We start from the raw sequence: 23,531 nt of genomic DNA on the forward strand, positions 1-23,531 counted from the left end.
AGTGAGCGGACCAGCGAGCAGAGCAGCGAACGGGCCGACGGACGGGCCGACCGGCGAGCCGTCCGGCGCCACGGCCCCGGCCACCGCCCTGCGCGCCCCCGCGCCCGGCTGGGCCACCGAGGCCGACGTCGTGGTGGTCGGCTCGGGCGTCGCGGGCCTGACCGTGGCGCTGCGCTGCGCCGCCGCCGGGGCGAAGGTCACCGTCGTCACCAAGGCCCGCCTCGACGACGGCTCCACGCGCTGGGCCCAGGGCGGCATAGCCGCCGCCCTCGGCGAGGGCGACACCCCCGGGCAGCATCTCGACGACACGCTCGTCGCGGGCGCCGGGCTGTGCGACGAGCGGGCCGTGCGGATGCTGGTCACCGAGGGCCCCGACGCCGTGCGCAGGCTCATCGCCACCGGCGCCCGCTTCGACGCCGACGACGACACCGGCGAGATCCTGCTGACCCGGGAGGGCGGCCACCACCGCCGCCGCATCGCCCACGCGGGCGGCGACGCGACCGGCGCGGAGATCTCCCGCGCCCTGGTCGGGGCGGTTCGCGAGGCGGGGATCGACACCGTCGAGAACGCCCTGGTGCTCGATCTCCTCAAGGACGCCTCCGGCCGCGCCGCGGGCGTCACCCTGCACGTCATGGGCGAGGGCGCGCGCGATGGCGTGGGCGCGGTCCACGCGGGCGCGATCGTCCTCGCTACGGGCGGCATGGGCCAGGTCTTCTCCGCCACCACCAACCCCGCCGTCTCCACCGGCGACGGCGTCGCCCTCGCGCTGCGCGCCGGGGCGGAGGTGAGCGACCTGGAGTTCGTCCAGTTCCACCCCACGGTGCTGTGGCTCGGCCCGGAGGCCGAGGGGCAGCAGCCGCTGGTCTCCGAGGCGGTGCGGGGAGAGGGCGCGTATCTGGTGGACGCGGACGGTGTGCGCTTCATGGAGGGCCAGCACGAGCTGGCCGAGCTGGCGCCCCGCGACATCGTCGCCAAGGGCATCATGCGGCGCATGCGGGAGCAGGGCGCCGAGCACATGTATCTGGACGCCCGCCACTTCGGCGCCCGGATGTGGGAGCACCGCTTCCCGACGATCCTGGCCGCCTGCCGGTCCCACGGCATCGACCCGGTCACCCAGCCGATCCCGGTGGCCCCCGCCGCGCACTACGCCAGCGGCGGGGTGTGGACGGACCTGCGGGGGCGTACGACGGTGCCGGGGCTGTACGCGTGCGGGGAGACGGCCTGCACGGGCGTCCACGGCGCGAACCGGCTGGCGTCCAACTCGCTGCTGGAGGGCCTGGTCTTCGCCGAGCGCATCGCGGCGGACATCGTCGACCCGGCCCGCACACCGGCCCCGGCCCGCATACCGGACCCGGCCCGCATACCGGCCCCGGCCCGCACACCGGACCCGGCGCCACGGGCCGCGGCCACCGACGCGTCAGGCGGCCGGGCAGGGGGAGGGGCCCTGCTCGCCCCCGAGGCCCGGTACGCCGTCCAGCGCATCATGACCACCGGCGCCGGTGTCCTCCGCTCCGCCGAAACCCTCGCCCACGCCGCCGGGCAGCTGGACCGCGTCCGGGACGACGCCCTCCAGACGCTGCGCCGCGACGGCAAGACGGCCGAGCCCGGCGTCGAGACGTGGGAGGCGACGAACCTCCTCCTCGTCGCCCGGGTCCTGGTGGCCGCCGCGCTCCGGCGCGAGGAGACCCGCGGCTGCCACTGGCGGGAGGACCGCCCCGACCGGGACGACGCGGCGTGGCAGCGGCACCTCCTGGTCACCCTCGGCCCCGACGGCTCGCTCGACGTCCGTACGACGGACTCCGCGGCGTTCCCCTCACCCACCACCCGACCCGAGACGGAGTCCCACCCGTGAGCAGCACCTCCGACGACCGCCAGCAGAGCCCCCCACAGCCCGCGGCCCTTCCGCTGCTCCAGATCGGCCTGCCGGGCGGTGGCGAGGACGTCGGCTGCGGCAGCGCCTGCGGCTGCGGCAGCGGCGACGACGACGGCGCGTACGGGCTCGACCCGATGGAGTGCGGCCTCGACCCCGACCTGGCCCAGCTGCTGGCCGACGCCGGGCTCGACCCCGTACAGGTCGAGGACATCGCGCACATGGCGATCGAGGAGGACCTCGACCAGGGCGTGGACGTCACGACGGTCGCCACTGTCCCCGAGGACGCCTTCGCCACCGGCGACTTCACGGCCCGTGAGGCGGGCACCGTGGCCGGGCTGCGGGTCGCCGAGGCGATCCTGTCCGTCGTCTGCACGGACGAGTTCGAGGTCGAGCGCCATGTGGAGGACGGCGACCGGGTCGAGCCCGGCCAGAAGCTGCTGAGCGTCCGCACCCGCACCCGCGACCTGCTCACCGGCGAGCGCAGCGCGCTCAACCTGCTGTGCCGCCTGTCCGGCATCGCGACCGCGACCCGCGCCTGGGCCGACGTGCTGGAGGGTACGAAGGCGAAGGTCCGCGACACCCGTAAGACGACGCCGGGGCTGCGCGCGCTGGAGAAGTACGCGGTGCGCTGCGGCGGGGGCGTCAACCACCGCATGTCGCTGTCGGACGCGGCGCTCGTCAAGGACAACCACGTGGTCGCCGCGGGCGGCGTGGCGCAGGCGTTCGGCGCCGTACGGGCCGAGTTCCCGGACCTGCCGATCGAGGTGGAGGTCGACACCCTCGGCCAGCTCCCGCCGGTCCTGGAGGCGGGCGCGGATCTGATCCTGCTGGACAACTTCACCCCGGAGCGCACCCGCGAGGCGGTCGAACTGGTCGCGGGCCGGGCCGCGCTGGAGTCCTCGGGCCGCCTGACGCTGGCCAACGCCCGCGCGTACGCCGAGACGGGCATCGACTACCTGGCCGTCGGCGCGCTCACCCACTCGTCCCCGATCCTGGACATCGGCCTGGACCTGCGCGACGCCGAGGCGGTGTAGCCCATGCTGCTGACCATTGACGTCGGGAACACACACACCGTCCTCGGCCTCTTCGACGGCGACGAGATCGTCGAGCACTGGCGGATCTCCACCGACGCCCGCCGCACCGCCGACGAGCTGGCCGTGCTGCTGCAGGGCCTGATGGGGATGCACCCGCTGCTCGGCGAGGAGCTGGGTGACGGCATCGAGGGCATCTCGATCTGCTCCACCGTCCCCTCCGTCCTGCACGAGCTGCGCGAGGTCACCCGCCGGTACTACGGCGATGTGCCGTCCGTCCTGGTCGAACCGGGCGTGAAGACCGGTGTGCCGATCCTGATGGACAACCCGAAGGAGGTCGGCGCCGACCGGATCATCAACGCGCTGGCGGCCGTCGAGCTGTACGAGGGCCCGTGCGTGGTCGTCGACTTCGGCACCGCGACCACCTTCGACGCGGTCAGCTCGCGCGGCGAGTACGTGGGCGGGGTGATCGCGCCCGGTATCGAGATCTCGGTCGAGGCGCTGGGGGTCCGCGGCGCGCAGCTGCGCAAGATCGAGCTGGCCCGCCCGCGCAGCGTGATCGGCAAGAACACCGTGGAGGCCATGCAGTCCGGCATCCTGTACGGCTTCGCGGGCCAGGTCGACGGGATCGTCCGGCGCATGGCACGGGAGCTGGCGGAGGACCCCGAGGAAGTGACGGTGATCGCCACCGGCGGTCTGGCGCCGATGGTCCTCGGGGAAGCCTCGGTCATCGACGAGCACGAGCCCTGGCTCACCCTGATCGGCCTGCGGCTGGTCTACGAGCGCAACGTCGCGCGCGGCTGAACGGCACCGTCGGCGCCCGATCGTGCCGAAAACACCGTTCACCTGCGAACTCGGCGGTATTGGCGGCATTACGAAACGAATTCCGCGCGATGTTCCTCGCTCTCTTCATCGCGCTGTTCATTCGGTGGGGCGCCGCTGAGAGCACTCCACCGACTGCCGAGCCGTAGTCGAGGAATGCCGTCCCGCCGAATTCGGGACCGACAAGCGGAACCCGCCCGGCCGCTGTTCGCCTCCGCCAGGAGAGCGCCCGTCCGGGCGCCCGGCGGACTCCGCCGCGGGGGCGGGCTCGCGCCTCGGCACCCACCGCCGAATGGCCGCCCCCGCAACGCGCCGCACCGCCCGCCGCTCAGCGAAATTTGTCCGCTTAGCACTTAAAGTCCTCCCATGCCCACGCCCTATGGATCCCGCGGCGGAATGGCGTTCAGTGCGGATGAGCTGCGTGTGCTCCGACGCGCCCTCGCCATCGCCCTCCAACCCGAACCCGTCACTCCCCCCGGCCCCCGCGGCCCGGACCGGGCGGAGGAGGTCCAGGACTGTTTCCGGCTCGCCGAAGCCGTGGACGAGGCGGTCCGCGAGGGCGGGCGGCTGCGAGCGTTTCTGCTCGACGAGCTGGCCCGCTACCGCTCCGCTCTCCCCGGCGCCGCCGTCGGCTATCTGGAGCAGCTCGAGGGCGCCCTGGCCGCCGGTTACGAACCGCTCCCGGAGGACCTGGCCGCGCTCCGCACGCTGTGCCGGGCCGGCGCGTCGGACGGCGAGGCCGCGCGCCGCCGCGCGCTGCTGAGCCACTGCGAGCGCCTGGCCGAGCGCTGCGTACGCGCCCGGCTGGCGACGCGCGCCCTGGCCGCCGCGCCGCCGCTTCCCCGCCCCTCGGAGGCCCGGCTGCGGGCCCTGCCGGGCGGCGCCGGAGCCGGAGCGGGGGCGGCCGCGCCCGGGGCCGCGAGCGGGCCGGTGCCGCCGGTGCTGAAGGACGAGGAGCCGAAGCGGGAGCCGCGCAAGAAGCCCACCCCCGCCCCCGACCGCGGCGACCGCGAGGAGCCGGCGCGGCGCGAGCCGGGGCGTGGCACCCCGCGCCCGCAGCGGCCGGTGCCGACGCCCGCCGAGGTCTTCCCGCCCAAGCGCCGCCGTCCCTCCCCGCCGCCGGAGCACGAGTCCCGGCTCGGCCCCGGCGCCAGGTCCGGCGTCAGGCCCGGCGCGGAGGCCGGCGCGGGCGCCGCGTAATCTGGGGGCATCGAGCAAAAGGAGGCCGACAGCCATGGATTACGTCTCCGCGCTGGTGCCGCCCCTGGTGATGGCCGTGGCCTTCACCTTCCTGATCGTGACGATGATCAAGAGCCAGGGTGGCGCCAACAAGGCGAAGGAGGACCACCTCGTGGACGCGGCGCTCGCCCGCACCGAGGCGGACCGCACGGCACCGGCCGCCGAGGCGCCGGGCCGTAAGACGACCTGACACCGGCCCCCGCACCTTCGCCGCCACGCCCCGGGATGCACCCGCATCCCGGGGCGTGCGGCCTTTCGCCGCGCACATCCCCCGACATTCGGTACATCTCCCACTATTATTCACATGTGCCTCGGCCATTGGGAGACCTGGAAGACGCGGTCATGACGCGGGTGTGGAAGTGGAACCGCCCGGTCACGGTCCGAGAAGTCCTGGAAGACCTTCAGCGAGAACGCTCGATCGCCTACACGACGGTCATGACCGTAATGGACAACCTCCATCACAAGGGCTGGCTCCGCAGGGAGGTGCAAGGCCGCGCCTATCGATATGCCGCGGTCTCCACCAGGGCCGCCTACTCGGCCGCACTGATGAACGAAGCGTGGTCGACCAGTGACAACCCGGCGGCCGCCCTCGTCGCGTTCTTCGGGATGATGTCCGAAGAGCAGCGAGATGCACTGCGGGATGCCATGCGCGTCGCACAACTCGGTGAGCCGGGAGAGAGCCCCGGTGAGTCGGGGCGATGAGCCGGGGCGATAGCGTCCGGCCATGTCCTCAGCCCTATCAAAAGCAGTCACCGTCCGCCGTGCCCGGACCAGCGATGTACGGGCCGTGCGTCGGCTCATCGACTCCTACGTGAGCGATCGCATCCTGCTCGACAAAGCCATGGTGACCCTTTACGAGGACATCCAGGAGTTCTGGGTCGCGGAGCGGGACGAGGACGCTGAGGTCATTGGCTGCGGCGCACTCCACGTCATGTGGGAAGACCTCGCGGAGGTTCGCACTCTCGCGGTGGATCCCACTCACAAGGGGAGTGGTGTAGGCCACCTGGTGCTCGACAAGCTGTTGCAGACGGCGCGCTGGCTCGGCGTGCGGCGCATTTTCTGCCTCACCTTCGAAGTCGACTTCTTCACCAAGCACGGCTTCGTGGAGATCGGCGAGACGCCGGTCGACGGGGATGTCTACAGCGAGCTGCTGCGTTCCTATGACGAGGGCGTCGCCGAGTTCCTCGGTCTCGAACGGGTGAAGCCGAACACCCTTGGCAACAGCCGGATGCTTCTGCAACTGTGATCGCGGGCCCTATGTCCGAATCGCGCCCCTATCACATAGCTCCGGAACGCGGGGTTCCATCAGCCTTCCCGCATGGACGATCGGTCGAACCTTCCCGGAGGGTTTGTGTTTTTCCGGGAAAAGCGGTTTCCTATTCTCCCGTAGTGTAATTACCTGGGGGGTGAGACATCAGCGGCTAACGCCGCGCCCCCGAGCCCCCCGTTTTCCCTGAAAGGAACCCCATGGCACAGAAGGTTCAGGTCCTTCTTGTCGACGACCTCGACGGCGGCGAGGCGGACGAGACTGTGACGTTCGCGCTGGACGGCAAGAGCTACGAGATCGACCTCAACACAGTCAACGCGGACAAGCTCCGGGATGCCCTGGAGCCGTTCACCAAGGGCGGCCGTCGCACCGGCGGCCGGGCTTCCGGTGGCCGTGGAAAGGCGCGTGCGGCGTCGGGCAGTGGCCAGGACACCGCGAAGATCCGCGCCTGGGCGAAGGAGAACGGCTACGAGGTCAACGACCGCGGCCGTGTTCCGGCGACGGTCCGTGAGGCGTACGAGAAGGCCAACGGCTGAGCACGTCACCCTTCCCCGGCTCGCCGCTGCCTGGGCAGTGGTCGGGCGCGCAGCAACCGGGCTCGGTGGCACTCCGTGGCCGCCGCGCCCACGAGCCGCACGAGGTCGGGGGTGCCCCCATCGCCCCCGAAGCCTGTCACCGGCAGCGTCGGCTCCACCCCGCTCTCCGGGTCGGGAGGCCGCAGCCATACGGCGGCCTCCTGCGGGCACCGTCCGGCGGGTGCTTCGGGCACCCCGGGTTCCCCGGACGGAGGCCACGAGGCGGAGGGGCACGGAGCGGTGATCTGGCCGTCGGCGCCGAGTGCGGTCAGATCCAGCGGAATTCCGCCCCACTCCAGCCAGTCGAGCAGCCCCGGCAGCTCGTCGGCGCCGCCCGCGGCCACCAGCAGCCGCATCCAGGGGCCCTCCACCGCGACCGGACCGGTCCGCGGTACGCGCCGCAGCAGCGCGAAACCGGCGGCGACCGGCAGCTCCAGTACGTCGAATGCCACCCCCGTGAGCAGCTCGACGGGACCGCTGCCGGTCGTCGGCGTCGTCGGCCACGGCGTCGTCGGCCAGCCCAGCTCCTCGTACCACCGCGCGCACCCCGGTGTGCCCTGTCCCGGTGAGAGCCGTCCGGGTGGGCACTGTCCGGGGGCCGGGCGGTCCTGTGGGCGGCCGGACGGCGCCGCGGCGGTGGAGATCATGCCCAGAGAAACTGTCTCCCTCCCCGAAGGTTACGTCCCGTAGGCAGATGACCGCACCGCGTGAGCGGATGGGGGTCTGCAGGGGTGGTGAATGGACGCAAGGTTGTTCGCCCGTAGCTGAGGGAACCGGCCCGCCCGGCATGGAGTGTCCGTGCTTGCGGGTAAGACATCCCTAGTGGGAGGGGCGGTCCGCGTGTCGGGAGAAAGGGGCGTTCGCCATCGGCGTAGTGGCGGTGGGCGTAGATGCCTGGCCTGCGGGAACATCGTCTCGCACCATCGGGTTGGAGCAGTTGTCGGCTGTTCGGGCAGGAGGCCATCTGCTGTGCGTCCCATAAGACCGGGACCGATCCGGACGGTTGTCGGCAGTTGGAATGAGCTGTCCCGGGTTGCGGGACTAGCATGCGGAAGGACAGGGAGGGGATCGTCCCCGATCTTTCTGACCGCTCTGAGGAGCGATTAACGATGTTCGAGAGGTTCACCGACCGCGCGCGGCGGGTTGTCGTCCTGGCTCAGGAAGAAGCCCGGATGCTCAACCACAACTACATCGGCACCGAACACATTCTCCTGGGCCTGATCCACGAGGGTGAGGGTGTCGCCGCTAAGGCCCTGGAGAGCCTCGGGATTTCGCTCGAGGCGGTCCGCCAGCAGGTGGAGGAGATCATCGGTCAGGGCCAGCAGGCCCCGTCCGGGCACATCCCCTTCACCCCCCGTGCCAAGAAGGTCCTGGAGCTGTCGCTCCGCGAGGCCCTTCAGCTCGGCCACAACTACATCGGTACGGAGCACATCCTGCTCGGCCTGATCCGCGAGGGCGAGGGCGTCGCCGCCCAGGTCCTCGTGAAGCTGGGCGCCGATCTGAACCGGGTGCGGCAGCAGGTCATCCAGCTGCTCTCCGGCTACCAGGGCAAGGAAGCCGCCACCGCCGGCGGCCCGGCGGAGGGCACTCCCTCCACCTCGCTCGTCCTGGACCAGTTCGGCCGCAACCTCACGCAGGCCGCCCGCGAATCCAAGCTCGACCCGGTCATCGGGCGCGAGAAGGAGATCGAGCGGGTCATGCAGGTGCTTTCGCGCCGCACCAAGAACAACCCGGTCCTCATCGGCGAGCCCGGCGTCGGCAAGACGGCGGTCGTCGAGGGACTGGCCCAGGCGATCGTCAAGGGCGAGGTGCCCGAGACCCTCAAGGACAAGCACCTCTACACCCTGGACCTGGGCGCCCTGGTCGCCGGTTCCCGCTACCGCGGTGACTTCGAGGAGCGCCTGAAGAAGGTCCTCAAGGAGATCCGCACCCGCGGCGACATCATCCTGTTCATCGACGAGCTCCACACCCTGGTGGGTGCGGGCGCCGCCGAGGGCGCGATCGATGCCGCCAGCATCCTCAAGCCGATGCTGGCGCGGGGCGAGCTGCAGACCATCGGCGCGACGACGCTCGACGAGTACCGCAAGTACCTGGAGAAGGACGCGGCCCTCGAGCGCCGCTTCCAGCCCATCCAGGTGGCCGAGCCGTCGCTGCCGCACACCATCGAGATCCTCAAGGGCCTGCGGGACCGTTACGAGGCGCACCACCGTGTCTCGATCACGGACTCGGCCCTGGTCGCGGCCGCCACTCTGGCCGACCGCTACATCTCGGACCGCTTCCTGCCGGACAAGGCGATCGACCTGATCGACGAGGCCGGTTCCCGGATGCGGATCCGCCGGATGACCGCGCCGCCGGACCTGCGCGAGTTCGACGAGAAGATCGCCGACGTGCGCCGGGAGAAGGAGTCCGCGATCGACTCGCAGGACTTCGAGATGGCCGCGGGCCTGCGCGACAAGGAGAAGCAGCTCCTGGCCGCGAAGGCGAAGCGGGAGAAGGAGTGGAAGGCCGGCGACATGGATGTCGTCGCCGAGGTCGACGAGGAGCTGATCGCCGAGGTCCTGGCCACGGCCACCGGCATCCCGGTCTTCAAGCTCACCGAGGAGGAGTCGTCCCGGCTGCTCCGCATGGAGGACGAGCTGCACAAGCGCGTCATCGGCCAGAAGGACGCCATCAAGGCGCTCTCGCAGGCCATCCGGCGTACGCGTGCGGGCCTCAAGGACCCGAAGCGTCCTGGCGGCTCCTTCATCTTCGCGGGCCCGTCCGGTGTCGGTAAGACCGAGCTGAGCAAGACTCTCGCCGAGTTCCTCTTCGGCGACGAGGACGCGATGATCTCGCTCGACATGTCGGAGTTCAGCGAGAAGCACACCGTCTCGCGGCTCTTCGGCTCCCCGCCCGGATACGTGGGCTACGAGGAGGGCGGCCAGCTCACCGAGAAGGTGCGCCGCAAGCCGTTCTCCGTGGTCCTCTTCGACGAGGTCGAGAAGGCCCACCCGGACATCTTCAACTCGCTGCTGCAGATCCTGGAGGACGGTCGGCTGACCGACTCCCAGGGCCGGGTCGTGGACTTCAAGAACACGGTGATCATCATGACCACCAACCTCGGCACCCGGGACATCTCCAAGGGCTTCAACCTGGGCTTCGCCGCCCAGGGCGATGTGAAGACCGGCTACGAGCGGATGAAGAACAAGGTCAACGAGGAGCTGAAGCAGCACTTCCGCCCCGAGTTCCTGAACCGTGTCGACGACACCGTCGTCTTCCACCAGCTCACCGAGGAAGACATCATCCAGATCGTCGACCTCATGACCGACAAGGTGGACGAGCGGCTCAAGGACCGCGACATGGGCATCGAGCTCAGCGGTGACGCCAAGAAGCTGCTCGCCAAGCGGGGCTACGACCCCGTGCTGGGCGCCCGGCCGCTGCGCCGGACGATCCAGCGGGAGATCGAGGACGTGCTGTCGGAGAAGATTCTCTTCGGCGAGCTGCGTCCGGGCCACATTGTGGTCGTGGACATCGAGGGCGAGGGTGAGGAGAAGAAGTTCACCTTCCGCGGCGAGGAGAAGTCGGCGCTGCCGGACACCCCGCCGATCGAGTCCGCCGCCGGTGGAGGCCCGAACCTGAGCAAGGAAGCATAAGCGTCACCTTGTGAAGCGGCTGAGGGGCCGCTGGACCGTATCGCACGGTTCGGCGGCCCTTTCGTTTGTCCTGGCCCGCCCGCGGCCTTCTGAGGGCCTTCTCGGGCCTCTGCGGGCCCGTAGCGATATCCGTGGCCCAGCGGTCGGACCGCTGCGCCGGTGGTGCGGGTGGCGGAAATGCCGCGCATTCGGTCTTGAAAGATCCGGTGCGCGAAATGCGGGTGGCGGTCGGCGCCGGGGCGAGGAAAGAGCCGCGGCATTTCCGGAGGCGGTTTGAGGGCGACGGTCCGCCGGGAGAGGGGGAGAGAACGGGCGGCCCGTCGCAGGGGTGACCCTAAGGCGGGGCGCTGAGCGGTCGCTTATGGCGGGCTGAGCCCGCGCGGGAGGCGCGAAAAAGGAGCGCGGTGGGGTGTGCCGCCGGGGTACGGTGCGCGCATGGACTCGTTTCTTCAGATCTACGGCTGACACGCCGCTCCCTCCAGCGCACCGGTGAGATCACCGCTGCGCCGGTTCGCCGTGTCCCATTCGCCGTAGACCTGAATCGAGTGATCTCTCATGTCCCGTCGCCGTGCCCATATCGCGATGGTCGGCATTCCCCCCATCAGCCACATCTTGCCCGGCCTCGAAGTCATCCGGGAACTGGTGGCGCGCGGTCACCGCGTGACGTATGCCAATGACCCCTGCCGGGCGGACGTCATCAAGCCGACCGGCGCCGCATTCGTGCCGTACGACTCGACCCTGCCGGTCGCCGACAACGACTGGCCCGAGGACCCCATCGCCGCGATGACCGTCTTCCTGGACGACGCGATCCAGGCGCTGCCGCAATTGCGCGCCACGTACGACAACGACCCCGCCGACCTCTATCTGTACGACATCGGCGGGTACAACGGGCGGGTCCTCGCCGAGGCGCAGGGGCGCCCGGCGGTGCAGCTCTCGCCGACCTTCGTCGCCTGGGAGGGCTACGAACAGGAGGTCGTGGCGCACCTCATGGCGTTGCCGGGGGCCGACGCGTACCAGGCGAAGTTCGCCGCGTGGCTGGCCGGTTGCGGGGCGACGACCCTCGATGTGCAAGCCTTCTGCGGGCCGCCCGGGCGGGCGGTCGCGGTGATCCCCCGGGCCATGCAGCCGAACGCCGACCGGGTGAACGAGGACGTGGTGACGTTCGTCGGGCCCTGTCTCGGCGACCGCGCCGACCAGGGCCGGTGGGAACGCCCCGCCGGTGCCGAGAAGGTGCTGCTGGTCTCCCTGGGCTCGGCCTACACCCGGCAGCCCGGCTTCTACCGGGAGTGCCTGGCCGCCTTCGGAGACCTGCCCGGGTGGCATGTGGTGCTGCAGGTCGGCAAGTACGTCGACCCGGCGGAGCTGGGGCACGTCCCGGCCAATGTCGAGGTTCACCCGTGGGTGCCACAGCTGTCGATCCTGGAGCAGGCCGACGCGTTCGTCACCCACGCGGGGATGGGCAGCAGCGGCGAGGGCCTGTACTGCGGGCTGCCCATGATCGCCGTACCGCAGGCGACCGATCAGCCGATGAACGCCGACCGGCTCGTCGAACTGGGCGTGGCCCGCCGCCTCGACACGGCGGACGCGACCGCCGAGGCGCTGCGCACCGCCCTGCTCGACCTGACCACGGACGAGGCGGTGGCCCGGCGGGCGGCCGACCTGCGTGACCAGTCGCGGGCCGAGGGCGGGACGGCGCGGGCCGCGGATCTGATCGAGGAGATGCTGGGCTGAGGCCCACCCGGGAAACACCTGCGGCCCGGCCCTCGGGCCGGGCCGCAGGTGCGGATGCGGTCACTTCACGATGCGGTCACTTCACGATGGTGATGCGGTCCGCCTTCGGCGGGTCCAGGGGAGTGGACGCCGACGAGTGCGCCCCCAGGTAGGCCGTGAACGCCTCCAGGTCGGAGGCGCCGACGAGCTTGTTCTTGCCGTCCTTGAAGGCGGGGAAGCCGTCGCCGCCGCCCGCGAGGAATTCGTTCATCGCGACCCGGTAGGTCTTGGCGGGGTCGAGGGGCTCGCCGTTCAGCTTCACCGTGCCGGTGACGATCCGGTCCTTGCCGGACTTGGTCAGATCGAGGGTGTAGGTGAGGCCCTTGGAGACCTGGAGGATCTTGGGGGACGCCTCGTTGGAGCCGCTCACCTGCTGCTGGAGCGCGGTGATGAGCTGGGCCCCGGTCAGGTCGATGACGTTCATCATGTTGGTGAAGGGCTGCACGGTGAACGCCTCGCCGTACGTCACGACCCCGTCGCCCTCGCCGCCGGACGCCTTGTGGGCGAGGTCGGAGCGGATGCCGCCGGGGTTCATGAGGGCGATCTGGGCGCCGCCCTTGCCGTCCGGGGCGAGCGCTTCGAGCTGGGCGTCGGTGATGACGTCGCCCAGCGGGGATTCGTACGCGCCCGAGCCGCGGCCGTTGATGTCGGCGGAGACATAGCCGACGGGCTTGCTCGCGATGGGGGCGGCGAGCTTGTTCCAGCGGCCGATGAGCGAGGTCATGTCGGCGGCCTTGGGCCGGTCGCGGTCGACCACGTGGTTCGCCGCGTGGGCGCCCTTCACCGTGGTGCGCACGATGTCGTTCGTGCGGCGGTCGTAGGTGAGGGTGGTGTCCGTGTAGAGGCGGCCGAAGGAGGCGGCGGAGGTGACGGTGCGCGGGGTGCCGGAGGGGTCCGGGACCGTGCACGCGTAAGCCTGGTGGGTGTGGCCGGTGACCAGCGCGTCGACCTTCGGGGTGACGTGCTTGGCGATGTCGACGATGGGGCCGGAGATGCCCTTGCCCGCACCGCCGTTGTCGCAGTCGTCGTTGTACGCGGCGGAGGCGGGCTGGCCGCCCTCATGGATGAGGGCGACGATCGACTTCACGCCCTTGCGCTGCAGCTCCTTGGCGTACTTGTTGATCGTCTCGACCTCGTCGTGGAACTTCAGCCCCTTGACGCCCTCGGCGGTGACGACATCGGGCGTGCCCTCCAGGGTGACGCCGATGAAGCCGACCTTCACGCCCTTGTGCCGCCACACCGTGTACGGCTTGAGGACCGGCTTGCCGGTCTTCTCGTCGGTGACGTTGGCGGCCAGGTAGGGGAAGGAGGCGCCGCGGAAGGTCTTGCCCTTCTCGTAGCAGCCCTCCTTGGGGTGGCAGCCGCCCTTCTGCATACGCGTCAGCTCGGCGCGGCCCTCGTCGAACTCGTGGTTGCCGACGGAGGTGACGTCGAGGTCGAGCTTGTTGAGGGCCTCGATGGTCGGCTCGTCGTGGAAGAGGCCGGACATCAGCGGGCTCGCGCCGATCATGTCGCCGCCGGCGGCGGTGACGGAGTACTCGTGGCCCTTGCGGGCCTGGCGGAGCGCGGTGGCGAGGTATTCGGCGCCGCCCGCCGGGATGGCCTTGGTGCTGCCGTCCGGCTGGGTTTCGGTGACGGTGCCGGAGGAGCCCTGCGGGGGCTCCAGGTTTCCGTGCAGGTCGTTGAAGGACAGCAGCTGTACGTCGACGGTACGGGCGGGCCGGTGGTGCCCCCGGGTGTCGGCCCCGGCCGGGTTCGCGGCGGACAGCACCCCGGCCGCGGCGGCCAGCACCGCGACGCCCGTGGCCAATCTGCGTGCCGCTCCGCGCCGTTGAGGTCTCGCTGACATGTCGTCCCCTTGTGTGCCCCGTGGTGATTGGTGGGCCGCAGCTTACGGTCAACGCGCGTAGCGGGGCAGGGGGATGGAGGTTACGAGCTGGTTGCCGGTGGCCAACTCTCGGGGTGGTGTCCGCGTCGGGGGCGCCCCGGTGGCGATCGGGCAGCCGGGTGACCCGCCCGGGACGGGGAGTCCGGCAGCGTTCCGGACGAGGGGGCGGTCGTAGGCTCGGTCCCATGGATGACGTGGTGAACGAGACGCCTGGTGCACGTCGGATCGAGGTGCTGGCGGAGCTGGCCCCCGACGTGGTGGAGGACGTGCTGCGGCTGATCGCCGAGTCCGCGCGCGCCGATGGGCAGCAGGCGGTGTCGGAGCAGGGGCGGTTGCAGCTGCGGGGGCGCCGGGAGGGGGTGCGCCATCTGGTGCTGCGCGAGCCCAGCGGGGAGCTGGTGGGCTACGCGCAGCTGGAGGACACCGATCCCGTGGAGGCCCCGGCGGCCGAGCTGGTGGTGGGTCCGGCGCACCGCGGCCGGGGGCACGGCCGGGCGCTGGGCGTGACGCTGCTGAAGGAGTCCGGGAAGCGGCTGCGGGTGTGGGCGCACGGCGGGCACGCCTCGGCGCGGCATCTGGCGCAGGTGCTGGGGCTGACCCTGTTCCGCGAGCTGCGGCAGATGCGGCGCCCGCTGGGGTCGCCGGACGAGCTGGGGATCCCGGAGCCGACGCTGCCGGAGGGCGTCACCGTACGGACCTTCCGGCCCGGTGAGGACGACGCGTCGTGGCTGGCCGCGAACGCCGCCGCCTTCGCCCACCACCCTGAGCAGGGCTCGCTCACCCAGCGCGACCTGGACGACCGCAAGGGTGAGGACTGGTTCGACCCCGCCGGGTTCTTCCTGGCCGAGCGCGCGGGCGAGATCGTCGGCTTCCACTGGACGAAGGTGCACGCCGAGGAGCGGCTCGGCGAGGTGTACGTGGTGGGGGTGCGGCCGGACGCGCAGGGCGGCGGTCTGGGCCGGGCGCTGACCGCGGTCGGGCTCCGGCATCTGGCCGCGCGGGGACTGCCGACCGCGATGCTGTACGTGGACGCGGACAACTTCGCCGCGGTGTCCGTCTACGACCGGCTCGGCTTTGTCACGCATGAGACGGATCTGATGTATCGAACCGAAACCTGAGGGCAGGGAGCCTCCGGGAGGGGCGGTCGGGACTCCTGTGGGTCGAGTCCCGATTTCCTAAGCGCCATGTCTCCGTTACCGACGGTTCAATCTCGGTTGCAAGCATCACTGAATGCAGTCCGCTGTGCCCGAACCCTCGAACCGGAGGCTCCGTGCCGCTTCCGCGCCGCCTTCCGCCACGCCGCGTGTCGCCGCGGCGCGGAACAATGAGGTCATGAACGAGTCCAGCGGTCAGGCACCGGTCAACGCTCCCCAGCCCCAGCCGTCGGTCGGGTCCATCGCGGCGCACCGCCCGCACGCGGTGGCCGCCCCTCCCGTACGGGCGCTGGATCCCGATCTCGACGCCGATCCGGACACCTACGAGGAAGAGGACGGCGGCACGGACCCGGACGGCACCGAGCTGCCCCACAACCGGTTCCTGGACCGTGAGCGCAGCTGGCTGGCGTTCAACGAGCGGGTGCTGGAGCTGGCCGAGGACCCGGCGACTCCGCTGCTGGAGCGGGCGAACTTCCTCGCGATCTTCGCCAGCAATCTGGACGAGTTCTTCATGGTGCGGGTCGCGGGCCTCAAGCGGCGCATCGCGACCGGCGTGGCCACCCGCTCCGCCTCCGGGCTCCAGCCCCGGGAGGTGCTGGAGCAGATCTGGACCCGGTCCCGGGAGCTCATGGCCCGGCACGCCGCCTGCTACCAGCAGGACGTGGCCCCGGCCCTCGCCGAGGAGGGCATCCATCTGATCCGCTGGGCGGACCTCACGGAGAAGGAGCAGTCCCGCCTCTTCACCCTGTTCCGCCAGCAGATCTTCCCGGTGCTGACCCCGCTCGCGGTGGACCCGGCGCATCCGTTCCCGTACATCTCGGGGCTGTCGCTGAACCTCGCCGTGGTGGTCCGCAACCCGGTCAGCGGGCACGATCACTTCGCGCGGGTGAAGGTGCCGCCGCTGCTCTCGCGGTTCCTGGAGGCATCCGCGCACCGGTACGTCCCGCTGGAGGACGTGATCGCGGCGCATCTGGAGGAGCTGTTCCCCGGCATGGAGGTGCTCGCGCACCACATGTTCCGGGTGACCCGCAACGAGGATCTGGAGGTCGAGGAGGACGACGCGGAGAACCTGCTCCAGGCCCTGGAGAAGGAGCTGCTGCGGCGCCGCTTCGGGCCCCCGGTGCGGCTGGAGGTCGAGGAGTCGATCGACCCGTACGTCCTGGACCTGCTCGTCCGCGAGCTGAAGGTCTCCGACGCCGAGGTGTACCCGCTGCCCGGCCCGCTCGACCTCACCGCGCTCTTCGACATAGCCGCCTCCGACCGGCCCGAGCTGAAGTACCCGAAGTACGTCGCGGGCACCCACCGCGATCTGGCCGAGGTGGAGTCCGCCTCCGCGCCCGACATCTTCGCCGCGCTGCGCGAGCGCGATGTGCTGCTGCACCACCCGTACGACTCGTTCTCGACCTCCGTCCAGGCGTTCCTGGAGCAGGCCGCGGCCGACCCGGACGTCCTCGCGATCAAGCAGACGCTCTACCGGACGTCCGGCAAGTCGCCGATCGTCGACGCGCTCATCGACGCCGCCGAGTCCGGCAAGCAGGTGCTGGTGCTGGTCGAGATCAAGGCCCGGTTCGACGAGCACGCCAACATCAAGTGGGCGCGCAAGCTGGAGGAGGCCGGGTGCCATGTGGTGTACGGCCTGGTCGGGCTGAAGACCCACTGCAAGCTGTCCCTGGTGGTCCGCCAGGAGGGCGACACGCTGCGCCGCTACGCGCACGTCGGCACCGGCAACTACCACCCCAAGACGGCCCGGCTGTACGAGGACCTGGGGCTGCTCACCGCCGACCCCAAGGTCGGCGCGGACCTCTCGGACCTGTTCAACCGGCTCAGCGGCTACTCGCGGCGCGAGAACTACCGGCGGCTGCTCGTCGCCCCCAAGTCGCTGCGCGACGGACTCGTCACCCGCATCAACAAGGAGATCACGCACCACCGGGCCGGGCGGCCCGCCTCCGTGCGGATCAAGGTCAACTCGATGGTGGACGAGGCCGTCATCGACGCCCTCTACCGGGCGTCGCAGGCCGGGGTGCCGGTCGACGTCTGGGTGCGCGGCATCTGCGCGCTGCGCCCGGGCGTCGAGGGGCTGTCGGAGAACATCCGGGTCCGCTCCATCCTGGGCCGGTTCCTGGAGCACTCGCGCGTCTTCGCGTTCGGGAACGGCGGTGAGCCGGAGGTGTGGCTCGGCAGCGCCGACATGATGCACCGCAATCTGGACCGCCGCATCGAGGCGCTGGTGCGGGTCACCGACCCCGCCCACCGCGCCTCGCTCAACCGTCTGCTGGAGACCGGCATGTCGGATGCCACCTCCTCCTGGCACCTGGGCCCGGACGGCGGCTGGACCCGGCATGCGACGGACGCGGACGGACAGCCGCTGCGGAACGTACAGGAGACGCTCATAGACGCCCGGAGGCGACGGCGTGGTTCAACGACATGACCTGCCGCTGGTCGGGATTACCGGGACCGGCGGGTCACCCGGTATCCCGCCCCGCACCGCCGCCGCAGCCGTGGGTCCCGGGGGGTACGACATGACGAAGCGTGCGGCGGACCGGGTGGCGGAGGGGCCCATGGCGGCGTCCGCGCCCGCCATCGGTCTCGTCCCCGGGGGTGCCGTCCCCGGGGGTGCCGCCACCGCGGGCGAGGTGCTGTCGGAGTATCTGCACACCCAGGCGGGGGACTTCCTGCGCAGCCTGCGGCTGCACGGCGAGAGCGGCGCCGACGTCGAGGAGGCGGCCGAGGCCGCCCGCCTGCTGCGCCGCGCCGCGCGCCGGATCAGCGGCGCGCTCTCCGTCTACCGCCCGGTCACCGACACGGCCTGGTCCGACCAGCTGCGCGCCGAGCTGGCGTGGCTGTCGGGCACGCTGGCGCTGGAGCACGCGTACGCCGGGCGGCTGGCCCGGCTGCGCGACGCGCTGCACCGGCTCTCGGGCGCGGGGGGACCGCCGGACCGGACGCCGCAAGGGGACGCGGCGACCGGGGAACCGGCGGCCACTGGCGTGGATCCGGAGGCTGTGGGGGCCTCCGGGTCCACGACTCTCGCGGCGCGCACCGCGCGGGGCGGGGTCACGGCGGGGGCCGACGGCCCCTCGGGCGCCACGCCCCGTTCGTCCCGTACCGCCCGCCGCAGCGTCTCCCTGGCCACCGGAGCCCCGGACCCCGCGCCGCGCGTCGCCACGCGCGGCGGCGCGGGCCCGGAGGAGACGGCGGAGACGGGCGGACGCGCCGCCCGGGCGCGGAGCGCCGCGTCCGGCGCCCCGGACGGGGACGCGGAGGCGGCGCCGCGCCGCCCGTATGCGGAGTGGGGCGACGAGGGGGCCCCGGAGGGCGCGGGCGCGGGTACGGCCGGGGCGAACGGGTCCCGGGCCCTGGGCGGCTCCGCCGCGGAGGAGCGTACGGCGGCGCACCAGCGGGCCGGGGACCAGGAAGAGGCCCGGGGCGGGGCGCTGACCGTGGGGGCCGCCCGCGCCGGGGCATTGCTGGAACGTCAGCTCACCCTGGCCCGGACCCGTGCGCACACCGCCGCGCTCCAGGCGCTCGGCTCGTCCCGCTTCCACGCGGTCGCCGACACCGTCGCGTTCCTCGCCTCCGAGGTGCCGCTCGACGAGGCGACCGCCGGGCGGCCCGCCGAGCAGGTGCTGCCGCCGCTCGCCGAGCTGGCGAACCGGCGGCTGACCGAGGCGGTGGAGGCGCTTCCGCTGGGCCGCGCGGGGCATCCGTACAACGCGGAGGCGCTGGTCCACGGGCTCGCCGCGACGCCCGCCGCCGACTCGCCGCCCGCCAGCGACCGGCAGGATGCGCCGTGGCACCAGGTGCGGCGGCTGGTGCGGATGCGGCGTTACGCGCTGGAGGTGCTGGAGCTGATGGCGGCGCCGCCCGCGTCGGCGGACGCGGAGCCGTCCACCGCCACGCGGCTGCAGGCCGCCGGGGAGGCGCTGGAGCGGCACCGCGACGCCGCCGAGGCGGCCGCCGCCGCGGCGGCAGCCGCCCGTACGCCGCGGATCGCCCCGGCGACCGCGTACGCGCTCGGCGTGCTCCACGCCGACCAGCGGCACGAGGTGGAGGCGGCCCGGTTCGCGTTCGGCCGGATATGGCGGCGGGTCGTGGGCCAGGCTTCCTGACGACGGACGCCGACCAGGGAGGCGAGACGGCAGGATGAGCCAGGATGATGCGCGAGGCGATGTGACGACCGTGCTGGCGGCGGGCTGCGTGCTCTGGAGGCACCCCCCGCGGCGTGGTGGGCTGGAGATCGCCCTCGTCCACCGGCCCCGGTACGACGACTGGTCGCACCCCAAGGGCAAGCTGAAGCGCGGCGAGGACGCGCTGCACTGCGCGGTGCGCGAGGTGGTGGAGGAGACCGGGATGGGCTGCACGCCCGGCGCGGAGCTGCCCACCCTGCGCTACGCCGCCAGGGGCCGCCCGAAGGAGGTCCGCTACTGGGCCGCCGAGGCGGTCCCCGACGAGACGTTCGTGCCGAACCGCGAGGTCGACCGCCTGCTCTGGCTCCCCCCGGAAGCAGCCCGCACCCGCCTCACCTACCCCCACGACCGCACCCTGGTAGACGCGCTGCTCACCACCCTGGACCCGCCCTGAGCGAGGGCCCGCGCCCCCGGCCTGGCCGAGGTCGGCGGGGGCCGTGCACCGCCGCGCGGCGGTGCACGAATCGGGGCGGGCCGGGGGACATCCACCGGCCGCAGCCCCGGACCCGCCACGCCGCGTCAGCGTCAGCGTCACCGTCGGCGCAGGCCCTTGTCGGCGAGGGACGGCGGGACGTAGTAGCTGTCCGCCCGGTTGAGGTCCGTGCCTGGGGGCACGATCTCGTCGATCCGGTCCAGTACGTCCGCGCTCAGCTCCACCTCGGCCCCGGCGAGCAGGTCCTCCAGCTGGTCCATCGTGCGCGGCCCGATGATCACCGAGGTGATGGCGGGGTGGGCCCGTACGAACGCGATGGCCAGGTGCGGGAGCGAGAGCCCGGCGTCGGAGGCCAGCTTGCTCAGCTCGCCGACGGCTTCGAGCTTCCGGGCGTTCTCCGGCAGCGACGGGTCGAACTTGAACCGCTCCAGCGCCGCCCGGCTGCCGTCCGACAGGTCGATGTCGGACGCCTTCGTGAAGCGGCCCGAGAGCCAGCCCGCGGAGAGCGGGCCCCAGCTCAGCACGCCCATCCCGTACTTCTGCGCGGTCGGCAGCACCGCCGCCTCCACGCTCCGCGCCAGGATCGAGTACGGCGGCTGCTCGGTGCGGAACCGTACGTGGCCGCGCCGCTCGGACACCCACTGGGCCTCCACGATCTGCTCCGCCGGGAAGGTGGACGACCCGACGGCCAGCACCTTGCCCGCCCGGACCAGGTCGGACAGGACGGAGAGGGTCTCGTCGACATCGGTCGTCGGGTCGGGGCGGTGGATCTGGTAGAGGTCGAGGTAGTCCGTGCCGAGGCGGCGCAGGCTGTTCTCGATCTCGCGGGTGATCCAGCGGCGCGAGTTGCCGCTGTGGTTCTCGTCGTCGCCCATGGAGCCATGGGCCTTGGTCGCCAGGACGACGTCCTCGCGGCGGCCCTTGAGGGCCTTGCCGACGATCTCCTCCGACTCGCCCGCCGAGTAGATGTCGGCGGTGTCGACGAAGTTGATGCCCGCGTCGAGGGCGCGGTGGATGATCCGTACGGAGTCGTCGTGGTCCCGGTTGGCGATCGCGCCGAACATCATCGCGCCCAGGGCGTATTCGCTGACCGAAATGCCGGTGCCGCCGAGAATCCTGCGCTTCATGGGGGTGCCTCTCGCTGTGTGCCTGCCGAGTCCGTGCAGGGCCCAGCCTTCGCCCGGTGCGAGTACCGGACCAGGCCCGGCCCAACCTGGGTCTGCCGGAACCACCCGGGGGAGACCCGGCCGGACGCCCCGATAATGGGCCGATGGGCCATTCCGAACCGGAGATCAAGGCGTTCCTCAAGGCGCGGCGCGCCGCGCTCGACCCGGCCGCGGTCGGGCTGCCGGAGGGCGTCGTACGGCGCCGGGTGCGGGGCCTGCGCCGCGAGGAGGTCGCGCAGCGCGCCGGGATCAGCGTCGACTACTACACCCGCATCGAACAGGGCCGCGCCCCGGCTGTCTCGGATTCCGTCGTGGACGGGCTGGCGCGGGCGCTGCGGCTGACCCCGTCCGAGCACACCTATCTGCGCAACATCACCCTGCCGCGGCGGCACGGCCGCGCGGACCCGGAACCGCGTCCGCGCGTGCGGCCGGAGGTCCTGCGGCTGCTGGAGGTGATGGACGATACGGTTCCGGCCTTCGTCTTCGGCCCGGGCCAGGACGTCCTGGCCTGGAACCGGCTCGGCGGCCGCATCGGCCTCCACTTCGACGAGATGCCGGAGGAGGAGCGCAACGGCGCCTTTCTGATCTTCTTCGATCCCCGGGCGCGGGTGCTGCACCCGAACTGGTCCGAGGTCGCCGACGACACGGTGGCCGGGCTGCGCGCCGAGACCGGACGCATGCCGGGCAACGAGCGGCTGTGCCAGGTCATCCAGGAGCTGCGGGAGCGGAGCGAGGAGTTCCGGCGGCGCTGGGAGGCACAGGCGGTGCAGGAGCGGACGCGCGGTACGAAGCGGTATCTGCACCCGGAGGTGGGGGAGATGGTGATGACGTACGAGGCGCTCGTGCTGCCGGGGGACCCGGGGCAGATGCTGTGCACGTACACGGCGGAGAAGGGGTCCGCGTCGGAGAAGGCGCTGCGGGCCCTGGCGGCGGGGCTGGACGCGAAGGCGGACGCGGCGGCGGGGGCGCGGGCCTGAATCCCGCGCCCCGGCCCGTCACGCCTTGGCGGTGCCGCCCGGCGCCCCCGCCGCGTCGGGGTCGCCCCCGGCCCCCTCTGCCAGGTATTCCTCGCTGATCTCCTTCGGGCCGAACGGCCACACCTTCTCCGTCCGCGCCCACAGCACGAACGCCACGCACCCCGCGGCGACCCAGGCGAGGGACCATTCGATGGGGTGCCGCCCGGGGGAGTTCTTGTCGGCGTAGCCGTAGATGACCAGCCAGCCCACCAGCGCCACCACGCTCGGCAGCGGGTAGAGCCACATCCGGTACGGCCGCCGCAGCGTCGGCTGGCGGCGGCGCAGCACGGTGACGGCGAGGACCTGGGCCAGCGCCTGCACGATCACCATGACCGTCGTCAGCAGCTGGATGAGCGTGGCCAGATCGGTGTGGCGGCCGATGAGGAAGCCCACCGCGGTCACCACGCCCATCGTCGCCAGTCCCAGCACCGGGAAGCGGTGCCGTGGGTGGAGCGTGCCGTACGGGCGGAAGAAGACGCGCTCGCGGGCCGCGTCGTACGGCACCCGCGATCCGCCCAGCAGCCCGGCGAAGACGGACGCGAAGGCGGTGATGAGGATGAGGACGGTGACGACGTTCGCCGCGGTCTTCCCCCAGGTCTCCTCCAGGACCGCGGAGGCGACGGACTGGGACGCCACCGAGTTCGGGTCGAGCATCTGGTGCCAGTCGACGACGCCGAGGGTGCCGATCTGGAGCAGCAGGTAGATGCCCATGATGCCGAGGATGGAGACGACGATCGCACGCGGCAGGGTGCGGCCGGGGTCCTTGATCTCGGCGCCCATGTACGCGGCCGTGTTGTAGCCGAGGTAGTCGTAGATGCCGATGGTCAGCCCGGCCGCGAAGCCGGTCCAGAAGTGGCCGCTGCCCAGGTCGAAGGCGTGCGCGGGGTACGTGAACGCCTGCCCCGGGTCGAAGTCGCTGAACGCGGCCGCGATCACCAGCACCACCGAGGCGATCATCACGCACCACATCACGGCGGTGATCCGCGCGATGTGCTCGACCCCGCGCCACAGCAGCCCGATGACCAGCGCGATGACGCCGAGCCCGACCAGATCCCCCTGCGTCTGGGTCATGCCGTGCCACAGATAGCCCAGGTACTGCACGAGGCCGACCACGCCCGTGGACATGATCAGCGGGATGAACAGCATCGCCGTCCAGACGAAGAGGAACGGCATGAGCTTGCCGCTGCGGTACTGGAACGCCTGGCGCAGATAGACGTAACTGCCCCCGGCCCCGGGCAGCGAGGCACCCAGCTCCGCCCAGATAAGCCCGTCCGCGAGGGCGAGCACGGCGCCCGCGACGAAGCCCACGACGGCCTGCGGCCCGCCGAAGGCGGCGACCATGAGCGGGATGGTGACGAACGGCCCGATGCCGCACATCTGGCTCATGTTGATGGCGGTGGCCTGGAAGAGGCCGATGCGGCGGACGAATCCGCCCCCGGTGCCGGACATGTCCACCTCCGTAGGATGGATTAAGTTAA

General features: G+C 71.8%; 19 protein-coding genes. 15 read left to right on the forward strand and 4 right to left on the reverse strand.

The genetic code is table 11. The features are described 5' to 3' along the window. Positions 1–88 precede the first annotated feature (88 nt). From ACZ59A_RS21800 to ACZ59A_RS21835, 8 genes are all read left to right on the forward strand, one after another. A complete protein-coding gene (locus tag ACZ59A_RS21800) occupies positions 89–1,852 on the forward strand; it encodes an L-aspartate oxidase (protein ID WP_470961763.1) in 1,764 nt (587 codons plus the stop codon). Beyond that, positions 1,849–2,907 (forward strand): carboxylating nicotinate-nucleotide diphosphorylase, encoded by a 1,059-nt coding sequence (gene nadC, locus ACZ59A_RS21805; protein ID WP_470960783.1) that lies wholly within the window; start codon positions 1,849–1,851, stop codon positions 2,905–2,907. The genes ACZ59A_RS21800 and nadC overlap by 4 nt, the downstream gene beginning before the upstream one ends. A 3-nt stretch (positions 2,908–2,910) precedes the next feature. Continuing rightward, positions 2,911–3,708 carry a type III pantothenate kinase gene (locus ACZ59A_RS21810; protein WP_468049797.1) on the forward strand — a complete coding sequence of 266 codons (798 nt, stop codon included), beginning with the start codon at positions 2,911–2,913 and terminating at the stop codon, positions 3,706–3,708. Positions 3,709–4,092: 384 nt separating this feature from the next. Further along, entirely contained in the window at positions 4,093–4,926 is an 834-nt protein-coding gene (locus ACZ59A_RS21815; RefSeq protein ID WP_470960785.1) for a hypothetical protein, read from the forward strand. A gap of 34 nt (positions 4,927–4,960) precedes the next feature. Then, positions 4,961–5,155 carry a hypothetical protein gene (locus tag ACZ59A_RS21820; RefSeq protein ID WP_470960787.1) on the forward strand — a complete coding sequence of 65 codons (195 nt, stop codon included), beginning with the start codon at positions 4,961–4,963 and terminating at the stop codon, positions 5,153–5,155. Between the two features lie 116 nt (positions 5,156–5,271). Then, on the forward strand, positions 5,272–5,667 hold the full coding sequence (locus tag ACZ59A_RS21825) for a BlaI/MecI/CopY family transcriptional regulator (protein WP_358614916.1): 396 nt from the start codon (positions 5,272–5,274) through the stop codon (positions 5,665–5,667). A 22-nt stretch (positions 5,668–5,689) separates the two neighbouring features. Continuing rightward, positions 5,690–6,211 carry an amino-acid N-acetyltransferase gene (locus ACZ59A_RS21830; protein WP_470960789.1) on the forward strand — a complete coding sequence of 174 codons (522 nt, stop codon included), beginning with the start codon at positions 5,690–5,692 and terminating at the stop codon, positions 6,209–6,211. Between the two features lie 221 nt (positions 6,212–6,432). Then, positions 6,433–6,768 (forward strand): histone-like nucleoid-structuring protein Lsr2, encoded by a 336-nt coding sequence (locus tag ACZ59A_RS21835; protein WP_009716898.1) that lies wholly within the window; start codon positions 6,433–6,435, stop codon positions 6,766–6,768. A gap of 5 nt (positions 6,769–6,773) precedes the next feature. Here ACZ59A_RS21835 and ACZ59A_RS21840 read toward each other — a convergent pair whose 3' ends face one another. Continuing rightward, positions 6,774–7,454: an SCO3374 family protein gene (locus ACZ59A_RS21840; protein WP_470960792.1), complete on the reverse strand. Its 681-nt coding sequence runs from the start codon at positions 7,452–7,454 to the stop codon at positions 6,774–6,776. Positions 7,455–7,916: 462 nt separating this feature from the next. Here ACZ59A_RS21840 and ACZ59A_RS21845 point away from each other — a divergent pair, with 462 nt between their 5' ends. Then, positions 7,917–10,439, forward strand: a complete 2,523-nt coding sequence (locus ACZ59A_RS21845; RefSeq protein WP_470960794.1) for an ATP-dependent Clp protease ATP-binding subunit — start codon at positions 7,917–7,919, stop codon at positions 10,437–10,439. Between the two features lie 555 nt (positions 10,440–10,994). Beyond that, complete coding sequence (locus ACZ59A_RS21850) at positions 10,995–12,170, forward strand: macrolide family glycosyltransferase (RefSeq protein ID WP_470960796.1); 1,176 nt, start codon at positions 10,995–10,997, stop codon at positions 12,168–12,170. 76 nt (positions 12,171–12,246) lie between these two features. Here ACZ59A_RS21850 and ACZ59A_RS21855 read toward each other — a convergent pair whose 3' ends face one another. Continuing rightward, a complete protein-coding gene (locus ACZ59A_RS21855) occupies positions 12,247–14,058 on the reverse strand; it encodes a bifunctional metallophosphatase/5'-nucleotidase (protein WP_470960798.1) in 1,812 nt (603 codons plus the stop codon). A 224-nt stretch (positions 14,059–14,282) separates the two neighbouring features. Here ACZ59A_RS21855 and mshD point away from each other — a divergent pair, with 224 nt between their 5' ends. The 4 genes from mshD (at position 14,283) to ACZ59A_RS21875 (ending at position 19,832) form a co-directional block, all read left to right on the forward strand. Beyond that, positions 14,283–15,215, forward strand: coding sequence for a mycothiol synthase (gene mshD, locus ACZ59A_RS21860; RefSeq protein WP_470960800.1), 933 nt, complete (start codon positions 14,283–14,285; stop codon positions 15,213–15,215). Between the two features lie 214 nt (positions 15,216–15,429). After that, positions 15,430–17,679, forward strand: coding sequence for an RNA degradosome polyphosphate kinase (locus ACZ59A_RS21865; RefSeq protein WP_470960802.1), 2,250 nt, complete (start codon positions 15,430–15,432; stop codon positions 17,677–17,679). Between the two features lie 91 nt (positions 17,680–17,770). After that, a complete protein-coding gene (locus ACZ59A_RS21870) occupies positions 17,771–19,360 on the forward strand; it encodes a CHAD domain-containing protein (RefSeq protein ID WP_470960804.1) in 1,590 nt (529 codons plus the stop codon). Between the two features lie 34 nt (positions 19,361–19,394). Continuing rightward, the gene (locus ACZ59A_RS21875) at positions 19,395–19,832 is read left to right on the forward strand and encodes an NUDIX hydrolase (RefSeq protein WP_470960806.1); all 438 of its coding nucleotides are present in this window, start codon (positions 19,395–19,397) and stop codon (positions 19,830–19,832) included. A 137-nt stretch (positions 19,833–19,969) separates the two neighbouring features. Here the strand turns inward: ACZ59A_RS21875 and ACZ59A_RS21880 are convergent, their stop codons facing one another. Continuing rightward, positions 19,970–20,998 carry an aldo/keto reductase gene (locus ACZ59A_RS21880; RefSeq protein ID WP_470960808.1) on the reverse strand — a complete coding sequence of 343 codons (1,029 nt, stop codon included), beginning with the start codon at positions 20,996–20,998 and terminating at the stop codon, positions 19,970–19,972. A gap of 143 nt (positions 20,999–21,141) precedes the next feature. Between ACZ59A_RS21880 and ACZ59A_RS21885 the strand changes: the two genes are divergently transcribed. After that, the gene (locus ACZ59A_RS21885) at positions 21,142–22,014 is read left to right on the forward strand and encodes a helix-turn-helix transcriptional regulator (RefSeq protein WP_470960810.1); all 873 of its coding nucleotides are present in this window, start codon (positions 21,142–21,144) and stop codon (positions 22,012–22,014) included. Positions 22,015–22,032: 18 nt separating this feature from the next. Here the strand turns inward: ACZ59A_RS21885 and ACZ59A_RS21890 are convergent, their stop codons facing one another. After that, positions 22,033–23,502, reverse strand: a complete 1,470-nt coding sequence (locus ACZ59A_RS21890) for an APC family permease (protein WP_470960812.1) — start codon at positions 23,500–23,502, stop codon at positions 22,033–22,035. Positions 23,503–23,531: the final 29 nt, after the last annotated feature.

The sequence above is a fragment of the Streptomyces sp. NPDC040405 genome, assembly GCF_055595765.1.